The following is a 26,940-nucleotide window of genomic DNA, read 5'->3' as shown; positions in this document are numbered from 1 at the left end:
GCGCGCGAAACCGGATAGCTCTTCCCCAGGAGGTTCTTTCGCGATGGAGAAGTTTGCGACTGCGCTTGAAATGGTGACCGAGATGAAGCCGGATCTGCCGGTCTTCGCTGCTCGTCCCCATGCCGCCGGCCGCGCCGCTCGCTGGTTCATCCGGAATTTCCCGGGCGAAGTCGCTTACGCCTACAAGGCGAACAGCTCCGTCTTTCTTCTCGGCGCGCTCTACGGTGCCGGCATCAAGCAGTTCGACGTCGCATCCGTCGCCGAGTTGGAAGACGCCGCGACAATCCCGGGCGTTCGCCTGCACTTCATGCATCCGGTGAAGTCGCGCTACGCTATCCGCCGCGCCTACTTCGATTACGACATCAAATGCTTCGCGCTCGATACCGAAGACGAACTGCAGAAAATCGTCGAGGAGACCGAGGGCGCCAAGGATCTCGAGCTGTTCGTTCGCGTGTCTGTGCCGGCCAAGAACAGCCGCGTTCCGCTTGAGCACAAGTTCGGCATTTCAGGCCAGAAGGCGCAGCGCCTGCTGGTCAAGACGCGTCAGGTTGCCGACGAACTCGGCATCACCTTCCACGTCGGCTCGCAGACGACGACGCCCGACGCCTACGCGATGGCGTTCGAGGAAGTGAAGAAGCACATCGTCAAGGCCGGCGTCGTCGTCGATGCGATCGATATCGGCGGCGGTTTCCCGTCGCGCTATACCGATAGCGTTCCGGCCCGGCTTTCCGACTTCATCGATGTCATCAAGTCGTCGATGGCGAACATGCCGGTAACCGAAGATTGCCGCCTGATCTGCGAGCCGGGGCGCGCGCTTGTCGCCGAAGCCGAGAGTTTGATCGTGAAGGTCGATCTCAGAAAGCCCGGCAATCAGCTTTACATCAACGATGGCTCGTACGGCGCGCTGTTCGATAGCGCGCATCTGGGCTTCGTCTTTCCTGTTCGCCTCATCCGTCCGGGCCTCGATCCAAACGAGCCGCTGGAGCCCTTCGAGTTCTGGGGTCCAACTTGCGATTCCATCGACCACATGAAGGGTCCCTTCATGCTTCCCGGTTCCGTGCGCGAAGGCGATTATATCGAGATCGGCAATCTCGGCGCTTATGCACGCGCGATGGGAACGCGCTTCAACGGTTACGGTGAATATCACGACGTCATCCTGCAGGATGAGCCGATGTATTCGATCTACACGGAAGATCTCGAGCCGATCGCGCGCAACGCGTAACTCGCCAAACCGTCATCCCGGCGCAGGACGGAGCTAGGCGCCGCATGCGCCTCAGTTCGACGCCTTCGTCACCGGCACGAGCACCGGCTCGGCCCGGTAATTCTCCGGAAACAGCCGCTTCAGGTTCTCGATCTTCGGGAGATCGTTGATCGCGATATACGGATAGGTCGGATTGAGCGTCAGAAAATTCTGATGATAGTTCTCCGCGGGATAGAACGTCTTGCCGGGTTCGACAGTGGTCACGACGGGGTCCGAAAAAACACGCGCACCATTGAGCTGTGCGACGTAAGCCTTCGCGACCTTGGCCTGCTCATCCGTCATCGGAAAAATCGTTGAACGATACTGCGTGCCGCTGTCGGGCCCCTGAAAGTTGAGCTCGGTCGGATTGTGCGCCACCGAAAAGTAAATCTGCAGCAGCTTTCCATAGCTGACCTTGTTCGGATCGAATGTCACCTGCACCGACTCGGCATGGCCTGTGGTGCCGGTGCCGACCCGTTCGTAATGCGCGTCATCCTGCGCGCCGCCGGTGTATCCCGAAACGGCATTGTTGACGCCTTGAACGTGCTGGAAAACACCCTGCACGCCCCAGAAGCATCCACCCGCAAACACGGCAGTTTCGGATTTTCCTGGCCCGACGCTGGCTTCATCGACGGCAGGTGCCGGTACACGTGTTGCTTCCTCGGCGCCGACGTTCAACCCGCCGAACACGCCGATCGCAAGCGCAACGGTCGCTGTCACGGCGAGAACGTAAAACGCCCGCTGCGAGCGATGAGAGGATGGAAGAGGGCTGGCCATGAACGGCTCCGGCAGAAGATAGGGCTGCAGTCAGCCTCATAGCTGACTACTGCGTGTTCGTCGGCTCCCAGCCCTTCGTTACAGTTTCCGGTGCGATCACGTCTTGGTGAGCCTTCTTCGAGGTCTTGCGAACGACGGCAACGATTTCGAGCCCGACGGCGTCGCCCACCATCGAAGGATAGGCCGTCATGTTGAAGGCGCTCCGTTGGATCTGCGCCGTCGCGCGGAATTCTCGCAAGCCAGCGCTGTACTTCAGCGCAGGATCGTCATGCGGATGCAGCGAGACCTGAAAGGTGATCGGCTTCGTTATGCCGTTGACCGTAATATTGCCGTCCATATCGGCGGTATTGGGTCCGGTCGAACGCACGCTATGACTTTTGAATGTCATGACGGGATTGCTGGCAACGTTGAAGAAGTCGCTGCCCTTCAATTCGTCGTCGACATAGGGCTCGCCGGTTACGAGGCTTGCCGTCATCACGGTCGCCGACACTTTGCTCCGGTCAAGCTTGCCGTCGTCGAACTGAAGGGTTCCTTTGACCTCGCTGAAATGGCCGCTCTGTTTTGCAAGCCCCATCAGATAGGAAAAGCGGACCTCCGTACGGCGTTTGTCGAATTCGTAGATGTCGGCATAAGCCGGAACGGCAGCGAAAGTCGCCAGCACGCACACCACCGCGCCCACGGCACGGGAAATCCTTTCCGAAGATATGTCCATTTTCGCCCCCATGAAGGTGACAAGAATGGTGCCCGCTTCCACCGTACGCTGTTCCCCAGGGAACAGTCGCAAGCAAATGTGTTCAACCGAGTGCGCTATCTCGAAATGCGCGAAATTTTCGAACCCTCGAGCGTCAGGTTATACATCAGGCCCTTGGGATCGAGGATGAAGCCGACGACAGGGCTCGTGATCTTGTTGGTATCGATCGCGCCGCCCGCGCCGACCGTAATGATGGCAACCGATGCGTCGGCACCCACTTTCCACCCTGCCGTCTTCCGGAATTGCCGTAACGCTTCGGGCGTCATGAACGCGATGATGACCGACCGTTCTTGCACGCCGAGCTGAAATCCGAACGACGCCGATATGTTGTTGTAGTAATCGACGGTGCGGCCATGAACTAGCAGCGCGCCTTCGCCGTATTCTCCGCCGAAGCCGAATCCGGCTTTCACGATCGACGGAAAGACCAGGATGCCGACCGCCTTGTTCGCAAGCTCCCTTGCGCCGCCGACCTTGTAGAAAAACCGATCGAGCGTGTCGCGCACGCCCGCATCGATCTCACGGGCAGAAGCCGCGCGGCTCTCGGGCGCTGCGGCAGACATTGCAAACAGCGCCACCAACACAGCGCATAAGCTTTTTATAGGCATTTTCGTCGATCCCTCGGGCTCCCCAGCCTGACGCTTGCCGCGCGTTCGTGGCCGAATTCAGCACTCACGGTGAAAATATCGGGTCCGCCGGCGAATTTCGCGGGCCGCGGAGCAAATCGTCGTTCAATTGCGCTCCGGGCTGTGATGGCGGACGCCCGCCATCGCCTCCAAAGCCGATTTCAATGATTTCAAGGCAATGGTGGGCGGTATAGGGATTGAACCTATGACCCCACGCGTGTGAAGCGTGTGCTCTACCGCTGAGCTAACCGCCCGTTTTGGGAACGGCCCTTATGCGAGGCGCCGGATTGGGCTGTCAAGCCGCAAACCGGGGTTTCGGCGGTCCGAAGCAGCCATGATCAGGGCTTGGCCGCAGGCGCAGGCAGGACCTCGGCCGTATCGAGCACGGCCTCGATCGTGGCGCGGCTCGCGTGGCCATTGGCGATCTCGCTCTTGGGCGCATAGGCCGTCACGATCGCCGCCCGGCCTTCGCCCCCGATGACCAGCAGAAAACGCGATTCCGGCCCTTGCGCACCTTTGGCGTCGGCCAGCACATAGGTGTAGGGCCCGGCGCGCTTCAACCCGCCGTCCGCGTATGTGGCGTCGGTATATCCGAGGCTCTGCAGGAATTCGAGGAATGCCGGACCCTTGAATTCATGCAACGCCTGCGGCGGAAGCTCGGAGGCTTCAATTGCAATTCCGGACGCCTCCTGGCGAATCGTGGGGGTCTTTCCCGCGACGTCCTTGAAACCGTCGGGCACGGAGAGCGCGACCGGTCCGACGACAATCCGCGTCACAGGGGCAGCCGGCGAGGCGGTAAATGACAACACCAGCGCGGCGACGGCGGCAACGCTGCGGTGAAATGAAATCGACACGGTCATGACTTCCTGAGGTTCGGGCCGCAACGTGGCCACGGCCGACGCTCTCACATACCGCGTCGCGGATAGGCAAGAAAAACCCGGCGTACCGAATCGATTCGCGCGCAGCCGCAAGCCAATCTCTAGCCAAAGTTGCCCGCCGCCGCAGCGCACTGCGGAATTTGCGCCAGTTGCCCACGGATGTGAGGCCCGCAGGATCTTGCGCGGCGCGCTGTCATAGTGCCATGTCTCCCCAAAAGACGCACGATACCGGGGGGCGCTGGGGCGACTTCTCAAATCGAAGTCGTTGGGGAGGACATTTTGGAGTCAGCGGAGCCGCAACGCCCGAATCTGATCTCTTTGGGCCTGAACAAAATCGGACTTCTGGGAATCAGAGCTCCGATCTTTTCTGCATTCATCGTTCTCCTGCTGACCGCTGCCGCCGCAGCGGGCATTTCCCGATTGAAGGTCGACGACAGCCTTTCGGAATTGTTCCGCACCAACACGCCCGAGTTCAAGACTTACGAAGAAATCGACAAGCGGTTTCCGTCGAGCGAATACGACGTACTGGTCGTTGTCGAGGGTAAGAGGCTCTTGACCCAAGATGGGCTGTCGGCGTTCAGCAACGCGGCAGCCGACCTGCAACTCATCGACGGCGTGAGCGGTATCGTCTCGATGCTATCGGCGCGCGGAAAACCCGACGCGACCGGCTATCCGCCGCCGATCGTTCCCGACCCGCCGCCATCCGATCCTGCCGAATTCGAGAAGGTCGTCGAAACACTCCGATCGAACGACATCGTCAAAGGCAAGTTTCTATCCGACGACGGCCAGCTGGCGATGATGGTGCTGGCGCTCGACCGCAAGGTCGTTGCCGAGAAATCTGCGAAGGCCGTCATCGGCGAGATCGAGGAAACCGCCAAGCAGGATCTCGCTCCCGCCGGACTTTCGGTCAAGCTCGCCGGTGCTCCGGTGATGCAGCTCGAAATCCGCAACGCCGTCGAACGCGACCAGTTGGTCTACAATGGCCTCGGCCTGCTGTTCGGAGCCGGCATCGCCGCTCTGTTTTTCCGCCGCATATCCTTGATGCTGATCGCCGCCCTACCGCCGGTGATCGCGGTCGCCTGGGCGCTCGGCCTTCTCGGCTGGCTCAACTTCAAGCTCAATCTGTTCCTGAATGTGATGACGCCGCTCATCATGGTGATGGGATTTGCCGACAGCATGCAGATGGTGTCGGCCTTCCGCATCCGGCTGCGCGAGGGGGACACCAAGCTTCAGGCCATTCGTTTTGCCATTCTCGTCGTTGGCCCGGCGTGCGTGCTTGCGCATGGCGCCACGCTTCTATCGTTTCTTGCATTGTTGTTCTCGGAATCGGGTCTCATCCGCACGTTCGGTGAAGCAGGCGCCATGGCCGTCTGCATCTCCTTCATTGCGGTCATCGTCGTGCTGCCCATTCTGGCGCTTCTGCTCGTCCGCAACGAGAAGACACTCGCACGGGATCACACGCCAGCCGACGGCATGATGGATGCGCTCGGTACGTTTGTCGGCGCCGTCGTCGATCGGGTCGTCAAGCACTCGGTCATTTACACGCTGATCGCTTTTGCGCTGTTTGCCTACTTCGCTGCGCTCCATCTGCGGCTGGAGCCGCGCTATCGCCTCGCCGACCAGGTGCCCGATCGCGAGCAGGCGATCGCCGCCACGGGCCGCATCGACTCCAAGTTGACCGGCGCCAACCCGTTCCACGTCATGATCCAATGGCACAACGGCGCCAGCCTCTATGATCCTGCAACGCTGAAGGTCATCGAGGAAACGCATCAGGCGCTGGAAAAGGCGGCTGGTCTCGGCAACGTCTGGTCGCTCGAAAGCCTTCGCCGTTGGCTGCGCGAAAGCGGCCAGGACAACGTCGAGACGATCAAGAAATACGTCGGCCTCTTGCCTGAGCATCTGGTCCGTCGTTTTATCGCCAAGGATGAAAAAGCCGTCCTCGTCACGGGGCGTCTTCCCGACGTCGACGCCAGCCAGATATTGCCGCTGGTCCATACCGTCGATCAGGCGCTTGATCCCATCCGCAAAGCCAATCCCGACTACGAAATTTCCGTGACGGGCCTGCCCGCCCTGGCTGCTCGCAACAGCTACCGCATGATTTCACAGCTCGACGAAAGCATCCCGCTTTGCGTTCTCGTCGCCGCCGTTCTGCTGGCGCTCGCATTCCGTTCGACGTTCGTCGGCTTTATCAGCCTTCTGCCAGGTTTATTCCCGGTCGTGACGTCGGGAGCGATGCTCTATTTCATGGGCGGCGGTCTCGAATTCTCATCCGTCGTCGCGCTCATCGTCGTTTTTGGTCTCGGCGTCGACGCGCTCATTCACTTCCTCAACCGGCTGCGGTTGGAAGAAAAGCCCGGCGTACCGCCCGAACTCGCGATCAGGCGCGCCCGCGTGCTCGTCGGCCCAGCGATCATTCTGACGACGATCGTGCTGGCGTTCGGCCTCGGGGTGACAATCTTTTCCGACCTGCCGTCACTTCGTCTGTTCGGCCTAGTCTGTGGCGTAACCCTGTTGGCTTCGCTCGTCGCCGATCTGGTCTTCCTGCCGGCGACGATCCTGGTTTACCGCCGCTATATCAGCGGACACGACGTTTGATGCGCTGAACAATCGTTTGCGGTTGCGGCCGCGGCCGTTCCCGTCCTAGCCTCGCTCCGGTTCTCCACGACATCGGAGCAGGCCGTGGCGCGCAAGCTCATCATCATATTGGCGACCGCCGACCCTCACAGCGACGAGGCGCTCGGCGCGCCGCTCTTTCAAGCATCCGTCGCCGCCTCGATGGGACACGAGGTTGAAGTCATCTGCATGGGCGCGGCGGCGGCGATTCTGAAAAACGGCGTCGCCGAGACGATCCGCATCAAGGCCGCCGAGACCCGCTCGATCTACGACTTCATCAAGGAAGCCCACGCCGGCGGCGTGCGGTTTCATTGCTTCTCGACCGGGCTCGACGCTTGCGCGATGCATAAGAACGATCTGATCGAGGAATGCAGCGGCGTCATCGGCGCCGCGCACTTCGTCAGTGAAGTGATGGGCAGCGATTGCCGGGTGCTGACCTATTGATCGGTTACGAATTCGCGGGCATGCCCGCCAACTTCGCGATTGCCGGCAGCAAATCGCGGTAATCGTCGATGATCGCATCGGGCCCGAACGAAAGGACCGGATCGACGCTGTAGCCGAAGCTCACCGCCACCACTGGAACGCTTGCCGCCTTCGCCGTCTTGATGTCGGTTTCGCTGTCTCCGACCATGACGCTCTTGTCCGGACGTCCGCCGGCAAGCGCAATGGTGCCCGTCAAATGTTTCGGGTCGGGCTTGTAGGTGCCGAGGCTGTCGCGACCGGTCAGCGCGCTGAAATAATCGTCGAGCCTCAAAGCCTCCAGAACAGAGCGTGCCTGCGCTTCCATCTTGTTCGTGCACACCGCCAACGTCGCGCCATCGGCTTTCAGCCGATCGAGTGCCGCGACGACGTGAGGGTAGGGGACGCTGCGGTCCGCGATGTGAGCGGAATAATACGTCAGAAAGACTTCGAACAGGTCATGCAACTCGCGCTCCGACAGCGTCCGCCCATGCGACTTGACGGCCCCGTCGATCATCGCCAGCGCCCCATGCCCGACGAAAGGGCGAATCTGCAGTTCGTTGACGCGCTCGAGATTAAGAGTCGACAGCACATGATTGGTCGCCTCCGCCAGATCCGGCGCCGTATCGACCAGCGTGCCGTCAAGATCGAAGACGATCGTCCAACCGTTCATGGATTCTCCTCGCGTTTTCAGGGCACCGTATTCGTCTGCCTCGGCTCTGTCACCGGTGTCACGATCGCGGGTTAGAGTCCCGCTCGGCTTGAAAGCGCCGCACCGTCAGCATAGACAGGACGCCGCAGGCCGGTGGGGCTGGCGGTCGTTCTGGGTCTTGGGGGCGCGATGAGCACTGACGATTGGAAACGGCAGGCGGCCGAACAGGCGCTGAGCTTTGTCGAAGACGGCATGAAGCTCGGGCTGGGGACCGGCTCGACGGCGGCGAAGTTCGTTGAGCTTCTGGGTGCCCGCGTCAGGACCGGCCTTAAGGTCATCTGCGTGCCGACGTCCGAAGCGACGCGAATTCAGGCCGCCGCGCTCGGCATCCCGCTTTCGACGCTCGATGAAACGCCGTCTCTCGATCTGACCGTCGACGGCGCTGATGAACTCGACGAAGATCTTCGCCTGATCAAGGGCGGCGGCGGCGCACTGCTTCGGGAAAAAATCGTCGCCGTTGCCTCTGAACGCGTCGTGATCATCGCGGACAACAGCAAGCTGGTCGACGTGCTCGGCCGTTTTCCTCTGCCGCTGGAGGTCGTGCCGTTCGGACTGCGGGCAACCGAAGGTCTGATCGGCAAGCTCGCCGCCGATATCGGCCTCGAAGGCGACATCACGTTGCGTCGTGGTACAGACGGCAAGCCGTTCCTAACCGACAATGGCAACCATATACTCGATTGCGCATTCGGCTCGATTGACGACCCCGAAGCCTTGGAAGACGCTTTGAAGCTGGTACCGGGCGTTGTCGAAAGCGGTCTTTTCCTCGGCATTGCCGACGTCGGCATTATCGCTGGGCCGAAAGGTGTGGAAGTCCTGGCCGGAATTGAAATCGATTTTGAAGAGGATGTTTGATCATGAGACTGCTGCTCCGCGCTTTCGTTCTGGTGTTTGCTTGTCTCTCCGGCGCGGCACTGGCCGATGAGAACCCGGCGACGCCGCCCGACCCCGCTCGTGTCGCCGCCGCGCGCGATCTTCTTGAAGTGACGGGCGTCACCAAGCAGATGGATGGCATGGTCGAAGCGATGTCGCGTGGTTTCGCGAAAGGGGCCAATGCCGATAGTTCGGAAGCAGGTAAGAAGCTGTCGGCGCAATTCGAACTCGAGCATGAAGAAGCTGCTCGAATACAAGGATCAGATGATCTCCGATTTCGCCAATCTGTACGCCGAGACATTCACCGCCGAAGAGATGAAGTCGGTCGCCGATTTTTATCGTTCGGGCGCCGGCGCAAAGTTCATTTCCAAGACGCCGGAGCTGATGAAGAAAGGCGCCGAGATCGGCATGAAGTACAGCGCCAAAATCGCCGACGAGATCAAGGCCGGTCAAACTCCACCCGACCAGAAATAAGGCGACGGCGTTCGCGATGTCAGCCTTCGACTACGATCTGTTCGTCATCGGCGCCGGCTCGGGCGGTGTCCGCGCCGCTCGAATTGCCGCGAGCCACGGCGCCCGTGTGGCCATCGCCGAAGAATATCGCATCGGCGGCACATGCGTCATTCGCGGCTGTGTGCCGAAAAAACTTCTGGTCTACGCCAGCCGCTTCTCGGGTGATTTTTCAGACGCCGCCGGCTTCGGTTGGAGCGTGCCCGCCCCAACGTTCGATTGGCCATCGCTGATCGCGGCAAAAGACAAGGAAATTTCGCGCCTCGAAGCCGCTTACCGCGCCACGCTCGACAAATTCAACGTCGCGATTTTTCCCGAACGCGCCATGTGCCTTTCGCCGAACGAGGTTCGCTTGTCGTCCTCCGGCCGAACGGTTTCGGCCAAAACGATTTTGATTGCGACGGGCGGCCATCCCAACGTCGATCGCAAGCTCCCGGGCATCGAGCACGTCATCACCTCCAACGAGGTCTTCAATCTGAAGCAGCTGCCGCGCCGCATCGTCATCGCCGGCGGCGGCTATATCGCGACCGAGTTCGCAACAATCTTTCACGGCCTCGGCTCCGAGGTCACGCTGATCTATCGCGGCGGCAAAATTCTGCGCGGCTTCGACGAGGATCTGCGTGGCGGTCTGGTCGCCGCCATGACGGCGCACGGCATCCGCATCATCAACGAGAAGGTCTTCACCAAAATCGAGAAGACGCCGAGCGGCCTCGTCGGCACCATCACGGGAGAGGAAAAGCTCGAAGCCGATCAAATTCTTTTCGCCATCGGCCGCTCTCCCAACGCGAAAGGGCTGGGCCTCGAAGCCTTGGGCGTTCGTATGGATCCCGCCGGCGCCATCGTGGTCGATAACAATTCTCAGACGGCCGTGCCCTCGATCTACGCGGTCGGCGATGTGACCAATCGCGTCAATCTCACGCCCGTCGCCATTCGCGAAGGCCATGCGTTCGCCGACACCGTCTTTGGAGCCAAGCCCTGGAGCGTGGACTACACCACGATCCCAACCGCCGTTTTCACCACGCCGGAACTCGGCACCGTCGGCTTCACCGAAGAGGAAGCCCGCAGGCAGTACGGTAGCGTCGATGTTTACAAAGCGAGCTTTCGTCCGATGAAAGCCATCCTCGCGGGACGCGATGACCGCACATTTTTGAAACTCGTCGTTCAATCCGAGACCGAGAAAGTCGTGGGTGTCCACATCCTCGGTCCAGATGCGGCCGAGATCATCCAGGCGACGGCCATCGCCGTTCGCATGGGTGTAAAAAAATCGGATTTCGACCAAACCATGGCATTGCATCCATCGGCCGCAGAAGAACTTGTGACTTTGCGCGAGAAATGGGTTGCGCCCGGGGAAGCCGCCGCTTGATCCGGCGATGGCCCCGCCGTAAGGGTTCCGCCCCAAACGACGATGTGAGGTGCACATGGCGCGGCTCAGCGGAAAAATTGCAATCGTGACCGGCGCGGGCGGCGGCATCGGCTCTGCGATCGCACATCGCTTCGGGGTCGAAGGCGCGCACGTTTGGGTAACCGACATCAACGGCGAAACCGCCGAGGAAACCGTTCGCAGCATCAAGGCCAACGGCGGCGCCGCGACCGCGATGACCGTCGACGTCTCCAAAAGCCAGGATACCACTGCGCTGCTGCGTAATGTCGAAAGCGCGCACGGCTACGTCGATATTCTCGTCAATAACGCCGGCATCCTCGTTCGCGGCGAAATCCGCCAGCTTTCCGATGCCGATTGGACGAAGCTGCGCGAGGTGAACCTCGACGCCGTCGTCAGGCTCTCGCGCGACGTGCTGCCCCTGTTCCGCAAGTCGAAGGCCCCGACCATCATCATCATCTCGTCGATCATGGCCTATCGCGGTCTTCGTCCGCTCGCCGCTTATACGACGACCAAAGGCGCCATCAGCGCTCTGACTAAGGGCCTTGCCGTCGAATACGCACCCTTCAATGTCCGGGTAAACTCGATCGCGCCGGGATATGTTGAGACCGGCATTACCGACCGCCTGTTGAAGCTGCCGCCGGTCAAGAAGGCGCTGATCGACAAAACGCCCATGGGCCGCCTCGGCACGCCCGAGGACATGACCGGCGCGGCGGTCTTCTTTGCCTCCGACGACAGCCTATATTGCACAGGGTCTGAGCTGGCCGTCGACGGCGGTATGGCTGCCGGGCTTTAATCGCAAAGACGGGCTGCCGCCGTGGGCTGGCGCGGCCCGCGGTTATCACCTATAAGCCCCCGAGTTAATATGCCACAGAGCAGGGCAAGGCGCCGCTTCCGGGCGGGGCCCGCATCTGCTTTTTAGGAGTTTACTATGGCGTCCAACGCCCAAGCCGAAAAATGGTCGCCGGAGAGCTGGCGCGGCAAACCGATTATGCAGGTGCCGGATTATCCCGACGCCAAGGCGCTCGCCGATGTTGAATCGCGCCTTGCAACCTTTCCGCCCCTGGTTTTTGCAGGTGAAGCGCGCGAGCTGAAGAAGCAACTGGCGGCGATCGCTGGCGGCCGAGGCTTCCTGCTCCAGGGCGGCGACTGCGCCGAAAGCTTCGTCGAGCATCGCGCCGACAACATCCGCGACTTCTTCCGCGTCTTCCTGCAGATGGCGGTCGTGCTGACCTATGCCGGCGGCGAGCCCGTGACGAAGGTCGGCCGCATTGCCGGACAATTTGCCAAGCCACGCTCGGCGCCGACCGAGAAGCGCGATGGCAAGGAGCTTCCGAGCTATCGCGGCGACATCATCAACGGCACCGAGTTCACCGCCGAAGCCCGCGTACCCGATCCTTATCGCCAGCTCGAAGCCTATCGTCAGTCGGCCGCGACGCTGAACCTGATCCGCGCCTTCGCGACCGGCGGCTACGCCGATCTCGAGCGCGTGCATCAATGGAACATGGGCTTCGTCAAGGACAGCCCGCAGGGCCATCGCTATCAGGAGCTGGCGGATCGCATTGCCGAGACGCTGCAGTTCATGCGCGCCTGCGGGATTACCTCCGACAACACCTCGCAGCTTCGCACGACGAGCTTCTACACCAGCCATGAAGCGCTGCTTCTGGGCTACGAAGAAGCCTTGACGCGCAGGGATTCAACGAGCGGCGACTGGTACGCAACCAGCGGCCATATGATCTGGATCGGCGATAGGACGCGCAGTCCCGATCACGCCCACGTCGAGTACTGCCGCGGCATCAAGAATCCGATCGGACTGAAGTGTGGGCCCTCGCTCGACGCTGATGGCTTGCTGCGCCTCATCGACGTTCTCAATCCAAAGGACGATCCGGGCCGCCTGACGCTCATCTGCCGCTTCGGCTACGACAAGGTCGAAAGCCACCTTCCCAAGCTCATCCGCGCCGTGAAGAAGGCTGGCCGTTCGGTCGTCTGGTCGTGCGATCCGATGCACGGCAACACCATCTCGGCCGTCAACGGCTACAAGACGCGACCGTTCGATCGCATCCTGAAGGAGAGCCTGTCGTTCTTCGAGGTCCATCGCGCCGAAGGCACTCATGCGGGCGGTATCCACGTCGAAATGACGGGGCAGAACGTGACGGAATGCACCGGCGGCGCCACCGCGATTTCCGAGCAGGATCTCTCGGACCGCTATCACACCCATTGCGATCCGCGCCTCAACGCCGATCAGGCGCTGGAGCTGGCTTTCCTCGTCGCCGAGCAATTGAAAAAAGAGCGCGATGCCGAAAACCAGCCGCAGCCCAGGACCTTGATCGCCTGAGCACGGGGCATTTTCGCCGCCGGCATTTGTGATGTATGCTGAATGGCGGCCCTCCGAGGCCGCCGTTTTCGTTTCAAGGTGCCGACGGCATGGGTGTGCGCGTTCTGGTCATCGTCGCGTTTGTCGCGTTCGTCTCGACGGCGATGGCGCGCGACCTGAGCCCGCGCATCGATAGCCGCGTTCACGATGGCGAGGTCTGCTGGGACCCTGACGTCGAGTTCCCAGTCCCCTGCGATGACGACGACGATTAAGGGCACCTCCGTTCGCTTCTGGACCTCCGGCGCGGCGGCCCCTAAATAGCGGGCATGACAGCACCCGCTTCGCTCAAGATCGCTCTCGCCCAGCTCAATCCCACGGTCGGGGATCTACAAGGAAACGCCGAACGCGCCGCCAATGCACACGCGCGGGCGAAAGAGCTCGGCGCCGACGTCGTCGTCTTTTCCGAGCTATTCCTCAACGGCTACCCGCCCGAAGACCTCGTTCTGAAGCCGGCGTTCCTGCAGGCGACGAAAGACAAGCTCGAATGGCTGGCCGAAAAGTGCGCCGATGGTCCGGCCGTCCTGATCGGCACGATCTGGACTCAAGGGGCGAAGGTCTACAATGCAGTCGCTCTGCTCGACGGCGGCATCGTTCAGGCGACGACACTGAAGGTCGATCTGCCGAACTATGGTGTCTTCGACGAGAAGCGCGTGTTCGCGACGGGGCCGTTGCCGGGGCCCCTGAATGTTCGTGGCGTCCGCATCGGCGTGCCGATCTGTGAAGACATTTGGGGCGCAGAGGTGGTCGAGACGCTGGCCGAAACCGGTGCGGAAATTCTCATCTCACCGAACGGCTCGCCGTTCGACTGGCCGAAGCCCGACAACCGCATGAATGTCGCGGTCGCTCGCGTCATCGAAAGCGGTTTGCCGCTCGTCTACCTCAATCAGGTCGGTGGCCAGGACGAGCTTGTCTTCGACGGCGCCTCGTTCGTTCTCAACGCCGACCGCAGCCTCGCCGTCCAGCTTCCCGCCTGGCGCGAGGCCATCGTCCTTACCGAATGGACGCGCGCGAACGGCGCATGGCATTGCCGACGAAGCGAAATCGCAAAGCTCCCCGAAGGTCCAGCCGCCGCATATCAAGCCTGCGTGCTCGGTTTGAAGGATTACGTCACCAAGAACGGCTTTCCCGGCGTCGTGCTCGGTCTGTCCGGAGGCATCAACTCTGCCCTCGTCGCCGCGATTGCAGTCGATGCGCTCGGAGCCGATCGCGTCCACGCGGTCATGCTGCCGTCGAAATTCACCTCCGACGACAGTCTCGAGGACGCCGCCGCTTGCGCCAAGGCGCTGAGCATCCGTTACGATAAGATCTCGATCGAGCCTGCTGTCGCGGGCCTGACCTGGGGCCTCAAGGATCTTTTCGCCGGAACGAACGCCGACATCACCGAAGAAAATTTGCAGAGCCGCGTGCGCGGCACGATCCTGATGGCGGTGTCGAACAAGTTCGGCGGCATGGTCGTGACGACCGGCAACAAGAGCGAAATGTCGGTCGGCTATGCCACGCTCTACGGCGATATGAACGGCGGCTTCAATCCGATCAAGGATCTCTACAAGACCGAGGTCTATGCCCTGTCGCGATGGCGCAATGCCCACGTTCCCGACGGCGCGAGCGGGCCGGCGGGCATCGTCATCCCGGATCGCATTCTGACAAAAGCGCCGACGGCGGAACTTCGCGCCAACCAGACCGACCAGGACTCGCTGCCGCCCTACGAAGAACTCGATGATATCCTGAGCTGCCTCGTCGAAAAGGAGATGCCGGTGGCCGACGTCATCGCGCGCGGCCACGCCGTCGAGACGGTGAAGAAAGTCGAACGGTTGCTCTATCTTGCCGAATATAAACGCCGCCAGGCCGCTCCCGGCGTCAAGATTTCCGCCCGCAACTTCGGCCGCGACCGCCGCTACCCGATCACGAACAAGTTTCGAGAGGATGTGGGGCAAGCGGAACAGTCTACCGTTCCGGTATCCAAGTCGGCTGCGAGTAGTAAGAGTGCCTGACGCTAAACGAGAGCTCCGTCATGCCGACGTAGGTCGGCACCCAGACAGGCATCCAAATAATCGATACTGAAATTTGTCTCGATCCCGGCCTGCGCCGGGATGACGGCGTAAAAGCAGGGTTCGCGTTCTCTTTGCCTTTGAGGATGACGAAGAGAACTTGCGTTCGACGGTGCGCACGGTAGGTTGCGCGCAATTTTGATGATTTGATCGAGCATCCAATGAGCCCACGCGTCCGCTTCGCACCGAGCCCAACAGGGCGCATCCATATCGGCAACATCCGGACGGCGGCGCTGAACTGGCTCTTCGCCCGGAAAAATAGCGGCACCTTTCTGCTTCGGCTCGACGACACCGATACTGTGCGCTCGACCGATGAATTTGCCGACGCCATCCGCGACGACCTCAAATGGCTCGGTCTCACCTGGGATGAAGAGGCACGCCAGCAGGATCGCACCGCGCTCTATGATGAAGCCGCCGAAGCCTTGAAAGCGAGCGGTGCGCTCTATCCCTGCTTCGAGACGGAAGAGGAACTCGATCGCCGTCGCAAGCGCCAACTCGCGATGCACAAGCCGCCGATTTACGATCGCGCCGCGCTGAAGCTTTCCGACGACGAGATCGCGACGCGCATCGGACGAGGTGAAAAGCCCCACTGGCGCTTTCGTTTGCCAAACACCAGCGAGGGACGAGGGCTCGTGCCACAGCCGACGCTCGTCTCGTGGAACGACCTTATTCGCGGCGATCAGACGGTCGATCTCGGCTCGCTCTCCGATCCTGTGCTGATCCGGGCGGACGGAACGTATCTTTACACGTTCACCAGCGTCGTTGACGATATCGCCTTCGGCATCACCCATATCGTGCGTGGCGAGGATCACGTCACCAATACCGGCGTGCAGACCGCGATCTTCGAAGCGATGGGCGCAACGCCGCCCGAATTCGGTCATCACTCGCTGCTCGTCGGCGCCGATGGCCACGCGCTGTCGAAGCGTTTGGGCGCGCTTTCGGTCCAGAGCTTCCGCGATGATGGCCTCGAGCCGATGGCAGTCCTTTGCCACGCCGCTCTTGTCGGCACATCGGACGCCATCGAGCCATTCAAGTCACGCATAGAGCTTGCCGAGAAACTCGATTTCGCGAAGATCTCGACCGCGCCGGGCCGCTTCGATGTCGCCGATCTCAAGGTTCTGAACAGCAAGCTGCTGCACATGCTCGACTACGCCGACGTCGCCGATCGCCTCCGCGCGCTGGGCATCGAGGGCCGTGAGGATTTCTGGCAGGCAGTGCGCGGCAATCTCGACGTCTTTGCCAATGCGAAAACCTGGTGGGATGTCGTCGCCGGCGAAATCGAACCCGTGATCGAGGATTCGAAAGTCACCGTTGCAGCCGCGTCAGTCCTGCCGCCGGAACCATGGAGCGAGACGACCTGGACCGAGTGGACAGGCGCAGTCAAAGCCAAGACAGGCGCGAAAGGCAAAGCGCTGTTTCATCCGCTGCGGCTTGCGTTGACCGGGCGAGAATCCGGCCCCGAACTGAAATTTCTATTGCCGCTGATGGGCCGCGATCGCGTCCTGGCCCGTCTCGAGGGCAAGACGGGCTAGCTCATGTCATCCTCGGGCTTGTCCCGAGGATCTATCAAGCAGCAATGTTTCGGCACAATGGATCTTCGGCATAAAGCCGAGGATGACAAGATTGCCAGCCGCTACTGCTGCGGCTGGGCTTCGGTCTGCCATCCGTCCGCGCCGACAGAAGGCGCCTGGGCCGCGGGCTGAGCATCTGGCAGCGTCTCGGATTGAACCGCCGTCGATCCCGTCGTCACGGGGCCACGCTGTGCGGCATCGGCACGCCGCTGATTGTCGGCCCCTTGAGGGAGCCCCTCGGCTTTCTTGTCGCCTTCGGGCGCAACGTAATCGGCGGCTTTGCACGAGCAGCCGTTCACATATTCCTTGCGATAGCGGAACGCGAACTTGAGCTTGGTGTATGGCGACTGATCCTTCATCGCCACCGCCTGTTCCACCGTGCCGCCCGGGTTCGGATAGTAGAAAAGCTCGGCCGGTGCCGCACAGTGGGACGAGCACACGTCGGCGTCCTGCTCGAAGTGGCTCGGCAGCGTCGAGAAGCTCACAGGGAAATAGAAGCCGTCGCACAGGCGGACGCAAAGCGTGCGATAGGTCTGCGCGCCGTTCGCGGCTCGCGGGTTCCACGTGTTGCCGCCGCTGGATTCTTCATCTTCCCACACGCCGCCACCGCTGTCGCCGCCGGCACGTCGCGCCATCGCCGTGTAGTTGGCGCCGCAGTTGTTGCGGGCAAGCTCGCGGATGATGTCGTTCTGATAGGACCGGCCCGACGAGCCGAGAATATCCTGGCGCTGCGCATCGAGGTCGGAAAGCCTGCGCTTTGAAATATCCACCTGGCGCGCGAGATCTTTGCACTGCGGGTTGTTCTTCAGAGACTTCGTGAACAGGAAGTATTCATAGCAGCCGTGATCGAGCCGCGATTCCGTCTGGTCGACGACGCGTTCGAGCTGGCGGATTTCGTCCTCGATGCGCGGCAGATCGGCCTGCGATTGGCCGTTCTTCTGGTTTTCCTGCACGAGGCGCTGTTCGAGTTGCAGACAGATCGGGTTCTTGGTGGGAGTCCAAGCCGGGGGCGCCGGCGGCTGAGCAGCCGTCGAAGCGCCAGGGACTTGGGCGGGCGGGGGTGCCGACGGATAAGTCTGCTGTTGACCGGGAGGAGGGGGAACAGGTGCGGGCGGCGGCTCCCGATAAACGGGCTCCTGCGGGACAGGCGGCCGGTCGCTCTGGTCCTCGCGGTCATTTCCCCCCCGCCGAACGGCCACCAGCTTTGTGCCGATGCGACTTCCGTCACGAAAACGAGGGCAAGCGCCACCGCCGCCAGTGCGATCACCAGCCGCCGAACGGTCAAACCGATTGGACTTCCCTGCTTCACCCTTTTCCCGAGGCCTCTGGAGGAACGCGGCGCGCTACGCCCGACGGCGCAGCAAATCAGTGCTTGCCGGACCCTAAGCAGCGATTTGCTAGCCGGTCAATTGGGAGCAATTGAGACAGCTAGCGTTTTGCCAGCATATTCAGGCGCTTGACGGACCTGGGGACAAGCAATATGGCCCGGGCGGCAGACTTATCCCCGCATGCCGCCGCTGTGGCATACTTCCGCCGTCGCTAATCGGGTGAAGACGTACGAGGTCCGGCTTTGGCACTGAAGCTCTACAACACGCTGACACGTCAGAAGTCGGAATTCGTGCCGATCGATCGCAAGAACGTGCGCATGTACGTCTGCGGCCCGACCGTCTACGACTATGCCCACATCGGCAACGCCCGCCCGGTGATCGTGTTCGATGTGCTCTATCGCCTGCTTCGGCACATCTACGGCCCCGATCACGTCACTTACGTCCGCAACATCACCGACGTCGACGACAAGATCAACGCCCGCGCCGCGCGCGATTATCCGGATCTGCCGCTCAATGAAGCGATCCGCAAAGTGACGGAAGCGACCGAGGCGCAGTTCCACAAGGACGTCGATGCCCTCGGCGTCCTGCCGCCGACTTATGAGCCGCGCGCGACTGAATATATCCGCCGCCCCGAAGGCGGCGAGGACATGATCTCGCTGATCGAGGCGTTGGTAAGGAACGGCCACGCTTACGTTGCGGAAGATCACGTGCTGTTCGACGTCGCCTCGATGGCTGACTACGGCCGCCTCTCGAACCGCTCGCTCGAGGAGATGGAAGCCGGCGCCCGCGTCGAGGTTGCGCCCTACAAGAAGGGGCCGATGGATTTCGTGCTGTGGAAGCCGTCGAAGCCGGGCGAGCCGGCGTGGCCGTCACCCGCCGGCATCACAACACCAGGACGACCCGGCTGGCACATCGAATGCTCGGCGATGTCGGGTGCGCTTCTCGGTCCGGTGTTCGACATTCACGGCGGCGGCATCGATCTGGCGTTCCCGCACCATGAAAACGAGATCGCGCAATCGCGCTGCGCCCACAACACCGCGGTGATGGCAAACGTTTGGATGCACAACGGCTTCCTGCAGGTCGAGGGCGAGAAGATGTCGAAGAGCCTCGGCAACTTCGTCACCATTCGCGAACTGCTGAACGATGGCTGGCCGGGCGAAGTGCTGCGCCTCAACATGTTGCGGACGCATTATCGGCAGCCGATCGATTGGACCAGGAAGGGCCTCGAAGAAAGTCAGAAGATTTTGACCGGCTGGTTCTCGCTCGACGGCATCGATGCGAATGCGCGCGGCAATGTCGTGCCATCGGTGCTCGATGCAATCGAGGATGATCTCAATACGCCCAAGGCCATTGCCGAGCTGCATGGTCTTGCGGCGGCGAAAGACGTCAAAGCGCTTGGCGCCGCATTGGGGTTCCTTGGCTTCGACGGCACATCTTTGAAGGCAGCGGACGCGCGTGCAGCCGAAAGCGCTCAGGCCGTCGCGGCGACGATCGAACCGCTGATTGCCGCCCGTCTCGAAGCGCGCAAGCGCAAGGACTTCAAAGAATCCGATCGCATCCGCGACGAACTCGCGGCGATGGGCATCACGCTCAAAGACTCGAAAAACAAGGAAACCGGCGAGATCGAAACGACCTGGGACGTCGCGCGCTGAGCGTCGCCGACGTGCCTGGCCCCTGTGCCACACCGGCGGCCCATAGTCGTCGCGAAGTGTCTTCTCGTGGGGAAAAGTTCCTGCGTTTCGGGATAGGCCATTTGACATAAGCCTCCGATATATGTCTCCATCCTTCCTATGTCGCGGAGGGGGACGACCGTGATCAGACAAGCGTTCGTGCACATTGGCGGTGAGAAGACGGGCACCACGACGCTGCAAGCGTTTCTGAGCCGGAATGCTGCATTGCTGCGCAAAGCCGGGTTCTATTACCCTTGTGAGCCCGGCAACATCTGCTTCGAGAACGACGCGCATTTTCCTGTAGCGGCCAGCCTCATCGATCGCGAGGTCGAGTTTGTCAGTCGCGAGCGGCAAAACGTGCTCTCGTCCGTACTGGCCGAGCTGACGCGACGCTGTTCCACTACGGACGGAACCCTCATCTTATCGTGCGAGCATTTATCGTCTAGGCTCAGGGACGCTGATCAACTGCGGGCGCTTCGCGAGGCCTTGCCGACGGACGATATCAAGATCGTCTTTTACGCGCGCGAGCCCTCGGAGCTTGCTCTCGCCTCCTGGTCGACCGGCGTGCAATGCGGCGACCGCCGCAAATTCACCGCCGACGGCATTACTCCGAAAGACGCTTACTTCAATCACCTCAAGACGCTCGACCTCTGGGCCGGCGTCTTCGGATCAGAAAATATGATCGTTCGCGAGTACGACCGGGCGCAATTGACCGATCGCGACATCAGGCGAGACTTTTGCGAACAGCTCGGGATCGAACTGGATAATCCCCACCTCGACGGCGATTACAATCAGTCACTCGATCTGCAGCGGCTCGAAGTTCTAAGGCACATCAATGGTGCGCTGCCGCTCTTCGGGGAATCGCCGGATGGCTGGCGAGAGGCGCAGAACCTCCGGCGCCTGATCGCCGCGTGCATACCGGAGGGCGAATCTCTCGGCGCACTGTTAAGCGGCCGCGAGGCCGCCGAGATCAAGACGCGCTTCAGCGAAGCCAATCACGAAATGAATGAGCGCTATTTCGGCGGTCGCCTCTCGGACAAATGGTTCCCAAGCGACGTCTCCGCGGCAGAGGAAGCGGCGGAAGATGCAGTCGCCGGTCCCGACATCATGCCCGCTCTCCGCGATACGATCATCCGCATCGCCGAATTGACCCATCGGGATGACATTAATGAAGTGGTCAAAGCCGCCGATCCTGCAAAAATCCAATCACGCAGAAGACGTTTCCGTGGCACCAAGCGCAAACTAAAGGAAATGATGCGGACTATCAGGCAGAAGCTCTGGGTTGGACCTGACCGTTCCGCAGCCGTCCGCTAGCGGCAGAGACGGTCGCCGGCGCCGCTCCAATCCAAATTAACCGATGAAATCGAAGAGCTTTTGACGCATCCTTCGAAGCCGGTCCCGTTCTCATATCTCAACTATGGGGTTGCGCATCCGGCCGCTTGCGGTTAGGCCGAACGCTGCATTCCAATAACGTCCGTTCCGATACGAAAAGGCCGGCATCAATACCGGCCCTGAAGCATTTTGGCCCATGTCCGACGACTATCCGCTCCGCCCTTTTCTGCCTGCCGATACAATGGCTTTGCGCGATCTCTTCGCCCAGTCCATCGACGAGCTGACTGCCGACGACTACGATGAAGATCAGAGGGTCGCCTGGGCCGCGAGCGCCGAAGACGCCGCCGAATTCCGATCGCGGCTGGCCGAAGCCTTGACGCTAGTCGTTCAGCTCGATGGCGAATACCTGGGCTTCGGGTCCCTTAAGGACAATAAAACCATTGATATGCTTTATGTACATCCCGACTACGCAGGTGAGGGCGTAGGCAGCGCACTCGCCGATGCACTCGAAAAAATCGCCGGCGCGCGGGGCGCGGACACTTTGACGGTCGATGCCAGCGACACCGCCGTGCCGTTCTTCGAGCGCCGCGGTTACGTCGCGACGCAGCGCAACTCTGTCCCGCTCGACGACCAGTGGCTTTCCAACACCACCATGATAAAGCGGCTGGCCGAAAGCCCGGACAAGAAGCCATCGAAACCGTCATGAGCAAGGAACGCCTTTATCTGTTCGACACCACACTGCGCGACGGCGCGCAGACGACGGGCGTCGACTTCTCGCTCGAGGACAAGCGCCGGCTGATGCGCGTCCTCGACGACCTCGGCGTCGATTACATCGAAGGTGGTTATCCCGGCGCCAACACCACGGACAGCGAGCTGTTCTCAGCGCGTCCCGATTTCAAATCTGCGCGGTTTACTGCTTTTGGCATGACCAAGCGCGCCGGCCGATCCGTTTCGAACGATCCAGGGTTCCAGGCGGTGTTGCAGTCGGCCGCCGACAGCATCTGCCTTGTCGCCAAATCGTCCGACTATCAGGTCCGCGTCGCTCTCGGCATTACGAACGAGGAAAACCTCGAAGCCGTCGCCCAATCGGTGAGTGCCGTCGTCGAGACGCAGCGCGAGGCCATGATCGATTGCGAGCACTTCTTCGACGGCTACAAGTCGAACCGCGACTATGCGCTCGCTGTCGCCAAGACGGCCTATGACGCCGGCGCGCGCTGGATCGTGCTGTGCGATACCAACGGTGGCACGCTTCCCCACGAGGTCGAACGCATCGTCGCCGACGTCGCCAAGCACGTGCCCGGCTCGAACCTCGGCATTCATACCCACAACGATACTGAAAACGCCGTCGCCAACACGCTGATGGCCGTTCGCGCCGGCTGCCGCCAGATCCAGGGAACGCTCAACGGACTCGGCGAGCGCTGCGGCAACGCCAATCTGACGTCGATCATCCCGACGCTTCTGCTCAAAAGCGAGTTCGCCGACCAATTCGAAACCGCCGTCACGCCCGAAAAGCTGCGGACGCTGACCCACGCCAGTCGCGTCCTCGACGAGGTGCTGAACGAGGCTCCGAACCGCCACGCACCCTATGTCGGCGAAAGCGCTTTCGCTACCAAGGCTGGCATTCACGCCTCCGCGCTTTTGAAGGATCCCGAGACCTACGAACACGTGGCACCCGAAAGCGTCGGCAACGAGCGTCGCATCCTCGTCTCGAAACAGGGCGGCCGGTCGTCGCTCACCTCGGCGCTCGAACGCCTTGGCCTGCCATCGGACAAGGACGATGCGCGCGTGCAGGCACTTCTCGATGAAGTGAAGGCGCGCGAGGACCAGGGCTATTCCTACGAGTCGGCCGAAGCCTCGTTCGAGCTTCTGGCGCGCCGCGCTCTCGCAACCGTGCCGCGTTATTTCTCCGTCGATAATTTTCGAGTCACCGTCGAGCGCAAGGAAGAGCGGTCGAAATCGCACAACGGCAACGGCACCGTGTCCCAGGCGGTCGTCACCGTTTCGATCGCTGGCGACGACGAAGCGCTCGTGTCGGTCGGCGAAGGCAACGGCCCCGTCAATGCGCTCGATAAGGCCCTGCGCAGCGACCTCGGTCGCTATCAGAAGCACATCGAGAATGTCGAACTCGTCGATTACAAAGTCCGCATCCTGACGCAAACGCGCGACGGCGGTACGGCCTCCGTGACGCGCGTCCTCGTCGAAAGCCAGGACACCGAAACCGGCGATCGCTGGACCACCGTCGGCGTATCGCCCAACATCATCGACGCCAGCTTCGAAGCGCTGCTGGATTCGATCAATTACAAGCTGCTGAAAGACAACGCCCGAGCGGGCTGAGCGGATCGCACCGCTGACTCAATCCGCCGACAGCGCCTGCGCCAGATCGGCGATGAGATCGTCCGGGTGCTCGATGCCGATCGAAAGACGGATGGTTGAATCGGAAACGCCGATCGCCGCGCGAACGTCCGCCGGCACGCCCGAATGCGTCGTCGATGCCGGATGACAGGCAAGTGATTCCGTGCCGCCCAGGCTGACTGCAAGCTTGAAGATTTCCAGCCGGTTCAGAAATTGGAACGCCTGCTTCTCGCCGCCCGCGATGTCGAACGAAAACGTCGACCCGGCCGCCTTGCATTGCGCCTTGAAGACGCGGCGCTGTGGCGTCCGCGCTTCGAGAAACGGCAGATAGTGAACCTTCTTTACAGCGGCATTGCCGTGCAGGAATTTGGCGACGGCGCCCGCGTTCTTGTTGGCCCGTTCCATTCTGAGTTCCAGCGTTTCGAGCGAGCGTCCGAGCATCCAGCACGAATGTGCATCGAGTTGTGTGCCGATGGCGCCGCGCAACAGCTTCACCGGTCGCGTCAATGCGGCACTGCCGAGCACCGCCCCGGCGATCAGATCGGAATGTCCGCCGACATATTTCGTCAGCGAGTAAACGCAGAGATCGGCACCCAACGCCAGCGGTCGCTGGAAGAGGGGACCAAGCAGCGTGTTGTCGCAAACCAGCGGCGCCTTGTGCCCTTGCCGCGTCGAAACCTGATCCGCGATGCGCTTCAGAAGCGCGATGTCGACCAGCGTATTCAGAGGATTTGACGGCGTCTCGATCAGAAACAGCGCGATACGGCCTTTCTGTTCGGCCTTGGCGACGGCCGCGCGTACGCTTTTCTCGTCGACGCCGTTCGCAAATCCCACCGCGTGAATGCCGAGCGGCTCGAGCGTCCGCGACAGCAGCGTTTCGGTCCCGCCATAGAGTGGCTGAGAATGAACGACGACGTCTCCCGGCCGGGCCAGCGTCAGGATCGTGGTCGCGATTGCGGACATGCCCGAGGAAAACAGGATGCACGCTTCGGCTTCCTCATAAACGGCGAGACGTTCCTCGACGATTTCGCTGTTGGGGTGGTTGAAGCGCGAATAGACCAGTCCCGCGGATGTGCCCTTCGGCGGTTGCTTGCGGCCCGCGACGTAATGGAAAAAATCGCGACCTTCCTCCGCCGACTTGAACACGAACGTCGATGTTAAAAATACCGGCGGCTTGACGGCGCCTTCCGACAGCAGCGGATCATATCCGTATCCGAGCATCAGCGTCTCGGGATGAAGCTTGTGGTTTCCAAGCTTCGTCTTGGAAGGTCGCGGAGGCGCCATGGCTGTTGAACCTCAGGAGGGGCATCGAATGTAGGGCAGCCATGTTCGACTTCAGCCGGGTGCAAGTCAAATGCCCCGGTTGCATCATGCACCGCGTGCAAAGCGTTTCTGAGTCTCTCTTTTTGCAGACGTACGTCCGCTTACCCTCCGGCAATCGCCCCCACGATCAGGAACGGCTGAGAGCCGCGAACGACTTCGTCGGGCAGCGGCGTGTCCGCCGCCTCGTGCGAGAGATCGCGCTGGCAGGCGAAAAACCGCAGAAACGCCCGCCGCTTCTTCGTGTCGTGGTCGCGGATCGTGCCGCGCAGGACCGGATAGGCAGTCTCAAGCGCGTCGAGCAGCGACTGCTGCGTCGCCGGCCCATCGATCCGGACAGTCACCTCGCCGTTGATGTTGGCGTGCTTTCTGAGATGTGACGGCAGCACGACCCGGATCATATCAGCGTTTGCACCTCGACGGAGAGCACCGGCGGCAGATCGCGCACGATCGCGTCCCAAGTTTCGCCGGCATTGGCGGAAGCATAGATCTGCCCTCCCGTGGTGCCGAAATAGATGCCGCAAGAGTCCAGCGTATCGACGCACATCGCGTCGCGTAGGACGTTTACGTAGCAATTGGATTGCGGCAAGCCTTGAGTCAGGGATTCCCAATCATTACCGCCGGTACGGCTGCGCCAGACCTGCAGCTTGCCGTCGAGCGGAAAGTGCTCCGCATCGCTCTTGATAGGCACGACGTAGATCGTCTCCGGTTCGTGTGCGTGCACATCGATGACGAAGCCGAAATCGGTCGGCAGATTGCCGCTGACCTCGCGCCAGGAATTCCCGGCATCATCCGAGCGCATCACGTCCCAATGCTTCTGCATGTAGAGAACGTCCGGCCGCGACGGATGCATGGCGAGACGATGCACGCAATGGCCGACCTCGGCGGTCGGATCCGGCATGAACTCCGATCTCAGTCCCTGATTGATGGGACGCCACGTTTCGCCGCCGTCGTCGGTGCGGAACGCGCCTGCCGCCGAAATGGCGATGAACATGCGCTGCGGATTTTTCGGGTCGAGAAGGATGGTATGCAGGCACATGCCACCGGCGCCGGGCTGCCAGTTGGGTCCTGACCCATGTCCGCGCAGGCCCGGCATTTCCGCCCACGACTTTCCCGCGTCCTTCGACTGGAACAGAGCTGCGTCTTCGACCCCGGCGTAAACGCTGTCGGGATCTGTCAGCGACGGCTCGATATGCCAGACGCGCTTGAATTCCCAGGGATGCGCCGTCCCGTCGTACCATTGATGCGTCCCCGGCACGCCGTCATAAGCGAACTTGTTATCGACGGGCTCCCAGCTTTTGCCGCCGTCGCTCGACCGCTGAATTTGTTGGCCGAACCAGCCGCTCGACTGCGAAGCATAGATGCGGTCGGGATCGACCGGAGAACCCTTAAGATGATAAATCTCCCAGCCTGCGAAATGCGGCCCGCTGACATCCCAATTCTTGCGCGTGCCGTCGGACGAGAGAATAAATGCGCCCTTTCGCGTTCCTACAAGCAATCGAACGCCTGTCATATTGCCTCCCGTTCTCGTTGTCCGGCGATCCGCTTTATAGCCCCAACTGATGGCCTTTTTCCGGGCGCCGTCCACTTCAAGACGAACGACAGCCGTTCGTTCCGACAGAGCATCGGAAAAAAGAATTGAACGGCTTTTTCAATTGCCATCGTCATCGCGGCGCAGGCCGGGATCCAGACAAACCGCAGCGTGCCGGATGGAGAGGCTTGACTGGGTGCCGACCTTCGTCGGCATGACGGAAGAGTTCTTTGCCTGGCGACCGGCGCACGGAACGGCGTATCGCCGAGCACTAATCAAGAAAGATTCACAGGCGCCGTCGCGGTGACAGCAACGCCGTGATCGTCGATCCACGTAATCTCGATTTTGCCGGGGCCCGGCACGCGGAGTTGAAACGCAAGATACGGATTTGCTGAAATGCCCGGCCCGAACTCGGCCCGAAAAACTTCGTTCCCCTCAAATTTCGCGATGAACGTGTTGATGATGTCGCGCGCGATCGGTTTGCCGGTCTTGTCGTGTCGGTTGCCCGTTTCCATCACATGACGCACGAGCGTCTTCACCTCGATGACGTCACCGGCCTTGATGCTGTCGGGAAGCTTGATGCGAGGATCGGTCGCCGTCATC

25 protein-coding genes and 1 tRNA gene are annotated in these 26,940 nt (G+C 61.3%); 15 read left to right on the top strand and 11 right to left on the bottom strand.

The window, feature by feature from the left end; all coding sequences use genetic code 11:
• Window positions 1-43: 43 nt before the first annotated feature.
• Window positions 44-1,222, top strand: a complete 1,179-nt coding sequence (locus QM780_RS05965) for a type III PLP-dependent enzyme (RefSeq protein ID WP_415069566.1) — start codon at window positions 44-46, stop codon at window positions 1,220-1,222.
• 51 nt (window positions 1,223-1,273) lie between these two features.
• Here the strand turns inward: QM780_RS05965 and msrA are convergent, their stop codons facing one another.
• The 5 genes from msrA to QM780_RS05940 all read right to left on the bottom strand — a co-directional run bounded on the left by msrA (window position 1,274) and on the right by QM780_RS05940 (window position 4,284).
• Window positions 1,274-2,017, bottom strand: a complete 744-nt coding sequence (msrA, locus tag QM780_RS05960) for a peptide-methionine (S)-S-oxide reductase MsrA (protein WP_415069565.1) — start codon at window positions 2,015-2,017, stop codon at window positions 1,274-1,276.
• Between the two features lie 46 nt (window positions 2,018-2,063).
• Window positions 2,064-2,729 carry a YceI family protein gene (locus tag QM780_RS05955; RefSeq protein ID WP_415069564.1) on the bottom strand — a complete coding sequence of 222 codons (666 nt, stop codon included), beginning with the start codon at window positions 2,727-2,729 and terminating at the stop codon, window positions 2,064-2,066.
• A 95-nt stretch (window positions 2,730-2,824) separates the two neighbouring features.
• Complete coding sequence (locus QM780_RS05950) at window positions 2,825-3,328, bottom strand: YSC84-related protein (RefSeq protein ID WP_415069563.1); 504 nt, start codon at window positions 3,326-3,328, stop codon at window positions 2,825-2,827.
• A gap of 242 nt (window positions 3,329-3,570) precedes the next feature.
• A tRNA-Val gene (locus QM780_RS05945) sits at window positions 3,571-3,645 on the bottom strand.
• An 84-nt stretch (window positions 3,646-3,729) separates the two neighbouring features.
• Window positions 3,730-4,284, bottom strand: coding sequence for a hypothetical protein (locus tag QM780_RS05940; protein WP_415069562.1), 555 nt, complete (start codon window positions 4,282-4,284; stop codon window positions 3,730-3,732).
• Between the two features lie 297 nt (window positions 4,285-4,581).
• Here QM780_RS05940 and QM780_RS05935 point away from each other — a divergent pair, with 297 nt between their 5' ends.
• Together QM780_RS05935 and QM780_RS05930 are read left to right on the top strand one after the other, a co-directional pair.
• Window positions 4,582-6,864 (top strand): efflux RND transporter permease subunit, encoded by a 2,283-nt coding sequence (locus QM780_RS05935; protein WP_415071976.1) that lies wholly within the window; start codon window positions 4,582-4,584, stop codon window positions 6,862-6,864.
• 84 nt (window positions 6,865-6,948) lie between these two features.
• Window positions 6,949-7,326 carry a DsrE family protein gene (locus QM780_RS05930; RefSeq protein ID WP_415069561.1) on the top strand — a complete coding sequence of 126 codons (378 nt, stop codon included), beginning with the start codon at window positions 6,949-6,951 and terminating at the stop codon, window positions 7,324-7,326.
• 4 nt (window positions 7,327-7,330) lie between these two features.
• Here the strand turns inward: QM780_RS05930 and QM780_RS05925 are convergent, their stop codons facing one another.
• Window positions 7,331-8,014 (bottom strand): HAD family hydrolase, encoded by a 684-nt coding sequence (locus QM780_RS05925; RefSeq protein ID WP_415069560.1) that lies wholly within the window; start codon window positions 8,012-8,014, stop codon window positions 7,331-7,333.
• A gap of 168 nt (window positions 8,015-8,182) precedes the next feature.
• Here QM780_RS05925 and rpiA point away from each other — a divergent pair, with 168 nt between their 5' ends.
• The 8 genes from rpiA (at window position 8,183) to gltX (ending at window position 16,765) form a co-directional block, all read left to right on the top strand.
• Window positions 8,183-8,905: a ribose-5-phosphate isomerase RpiA gene (gene rpiA / locus QM780_RS05920; protein ID WP_415069559.1), complete on the top strand. Its 723-nt coding sequence runs from the start codon at window positions 8,183-8,185 to the stop codon at window positions 8,903-8,905.
• Between the two features lie 252 nt (window positions 8,906-9,157).
• The gene (locus QM780_RS05915; protein ID WP_415069558.1) at window positions 9,158-9,397 is read left to right on the top strand and encodes a DUF2059 domain-containing protein; all 240 of its coding nucleotides are present in this window, start codon (window positions 9,158-9,160) and stop codon (window positions 9,395-9,397) included.
• Window positions 9,398-9,413: 16 nt separating this feature from the next.
• Window positions 9,414-10,796, top strand: a complete 1,383-nt coding sequence (gor, locus tag QM780_RS05910; RefSeq protein ID WP_415069557.1) for a glutathione-disulfide reductase — start codon at window positions 9,414-9,416, stop codon at window positions 10,794-10,796.
• A 55-nt stretch (window positions 10,797-10,851) separates the two neighbouring features.
• Window positions 10,852-11,607, top strand: a complete 756-nt coding sequence (locus QM780_RS05905; protein WP_415069556.1) for an SDR family NAD(P)-dependent oxidoreductase — start codon at window positions 10,852-10,854, stop codon at window positions 11,605-11,607.
• Between the two features lie 135 nt (window positions 11,608-11,742).
• Window positions 11,743-13,146, top strand: coding sequence for a class II 3-deoxy-7-phosphoheptulonate synthase (locus QM780_RS05900; protein WP_415069555.1), 1,404 nt, complete (start codon window positions 11,743-11,745; stop codon window positions 13,144-13,146).
• A gap of 89 nt (window positions 13,147-13,235) precedes the next feature.
• Window positions 13,236-13,397, top strand: coding sequence for a hypothetical protein (locus QM780_RS05895; protein WP_415069554.1), 162 nt, complete (start codon window positions 13,236-13,238; stop codon window positions 13,395-13,397).
• A 54-nt stretch (window positions 13,398-13,451) separates the two neighbouring features.
• Window positions 13,452-15,176 (top strand): NAD+ synthase, encoded by a 1,725-nt coding sequence (locus tag QM780_RS05890; protein ID WP_415069553.1) that lies wholly within the window; start codon window positions 13,452-13,454, stop codon window positions 15,174-15,176.
• A gap of 218 nt (window positions 15,177-15,394) precedes the next feature.
• Entirely contained in the window at window positions 15,395-16,765 is a 1,371-nt protein-coding gene (gene gltX / locus QM780_RS05885) for a glutamate--tRNA ligase (protein ID WP_415069552.1), read from the top strand.
• Between the two features lie 101 nt (window positions 16,766-16,866).
• Here the strand turns inward: gltX and QM780_RS05880 are convergent, their stop codons facing one another.
• Window positions 16,867-18,003 (bottom strand): DUF2865 domain-containing protein, encoded by a 1,137-nt coding sequence (locus QM780_RS05880; protein WP_415069551.1) that lies wholly within the window; start codon window positions 18,001-18,003, stop codon window positions 16,867-16,869.
• 371 nt (window positions 18,004-18,374) lie between these two features.
• Between QM780_RS05880 and cysS the strand changes: the two genes are divergently transcribed.
• The 4 genes from cysS to cimA all read left to right on the top strand — a co-directional run bounded on the left by cysS (window position 18,375) and on the right by cimA (window position 23,468).
• The gene (gene cysS, locus QM780_RS05875; RefSeq protein ID WP_415069550.1) at window positions 18,375-19,784 is read left to right on the top strand and encodes a cysteine--tRNA ligase; all 1,410 of its coding nucleotides are present in this window, start codon (window positions 18,375-18,377) and stop codon (window positions 19,782-19,784) included.
• A 159-nt stretch (window positions 19,785-19,943) separates the two neighbouring features.
• Entirely contained in the window at window positions 19,944-21,116 is a 1,173-nt protein-coding gene (locus QM780_RS05870) for a hypothetical protein (protein WP_415069549.1), read from the top strand.
• Between the two features lie 214 nt (window positions 21,117-21,330).
• A complete protein-coding gene (locus tag QM780_RS05865; protein WP_415069548.1) occupies window positions 21,331-21,840 on the top strand; it encodes a GNAT family N-acetyltransferase in 510 nt (169 codons plus the stop codon).
• Window positions 21,837-23,468, top strand: coding sequence for a citramalate synthase (gene cimA / locus QM780_RS05860; protein WP_415069547.1), 1,632 nt, complete (start codon window positions 21,837-21,839; stop codon window positions 23,466-23,468). The genes QM780_RS05865 and cimA overlap by 4 nt, the downstream gene beginning before the upstream one ends.
• A gap of 18 nt (window positions 23,469-23,486) precedes the next feature.
• Here the strand turns inward: cimA and QM780_RS05855 are convergent, their stop codons facing one another.
• From QM780_RS05855 to soxZ, 4 genes are all read right to left on the bottom strand, one after another.
• The gene (locus QM780_RS05855; RefSeq protein ID WP_415069546.1) at window positions 23,487-24,770 is read right to left on the bottom strand and encodes a cystathionine gamma-synthase family protein; all 1,284 of its coding nucleotides are present in this window, start codon (window positions 24,768-24,770) and stop codon (window positions 23,487-23,489) included.
• Window positions 24,771-24,910: 140 nt separating this feature from the next.
• On the bottom strand, window positions 24,911-25,207 hold the full coding sequence (locus QM780_RS05850; RefSeq protein WP_415069545.1) for a MoaD/ThiS family protein: 297 nt from the start codon (window positions 25,205-25,207) through the stop codon (window positions 24,911-24,913).
• The gene (locus QM780_RS05845) at window positions 25,204-26,319 is read right to left on the bottom strand and encodes a WD40/YVTN/BNR-like repeat-containing protein (RefSeq protein ID WP_415069544.1); all 1,116 of its coding nucleotides are present in this window, start codon (window positions 26,317-26,319) and stop codon (window positions 25,204-25,206) included. Before QM780_RS05845 ends, QM780_RS05850 begins: the two co-directional genes overlap by 4 nt.
• Window positions 26,320-26,612: 293 nt before the next feature.
• Window positions 26,613-26,939, bottom strand: coding sequence for a thiosulfate oxidation carrier complex protein SoxZ (gene soxZ / locus QM780_RS05840; protein WP_415069543.1), 327 nt, complete (start codon window positions 26,937-26,939; stop codon window positions 26,613-26,615).
• Between the last annotated feature and the right edge of the window lies 1 nt (window position 26,940).

It is taken from the genome of Hyphomicrobium sp. (assembly GCF_047600905.1).
In the GTDB taxonomy this organism is placed as follows: domain Bacteria; phylum Pseudomonadota; class Alphaproteobacteria; order Rhizobiales; family Hyphomicrobiaceae; genus Hyphomicrobium_B.
This window is presented reverse-complemented; position numbering and strand designations above follow the sequence as displayed.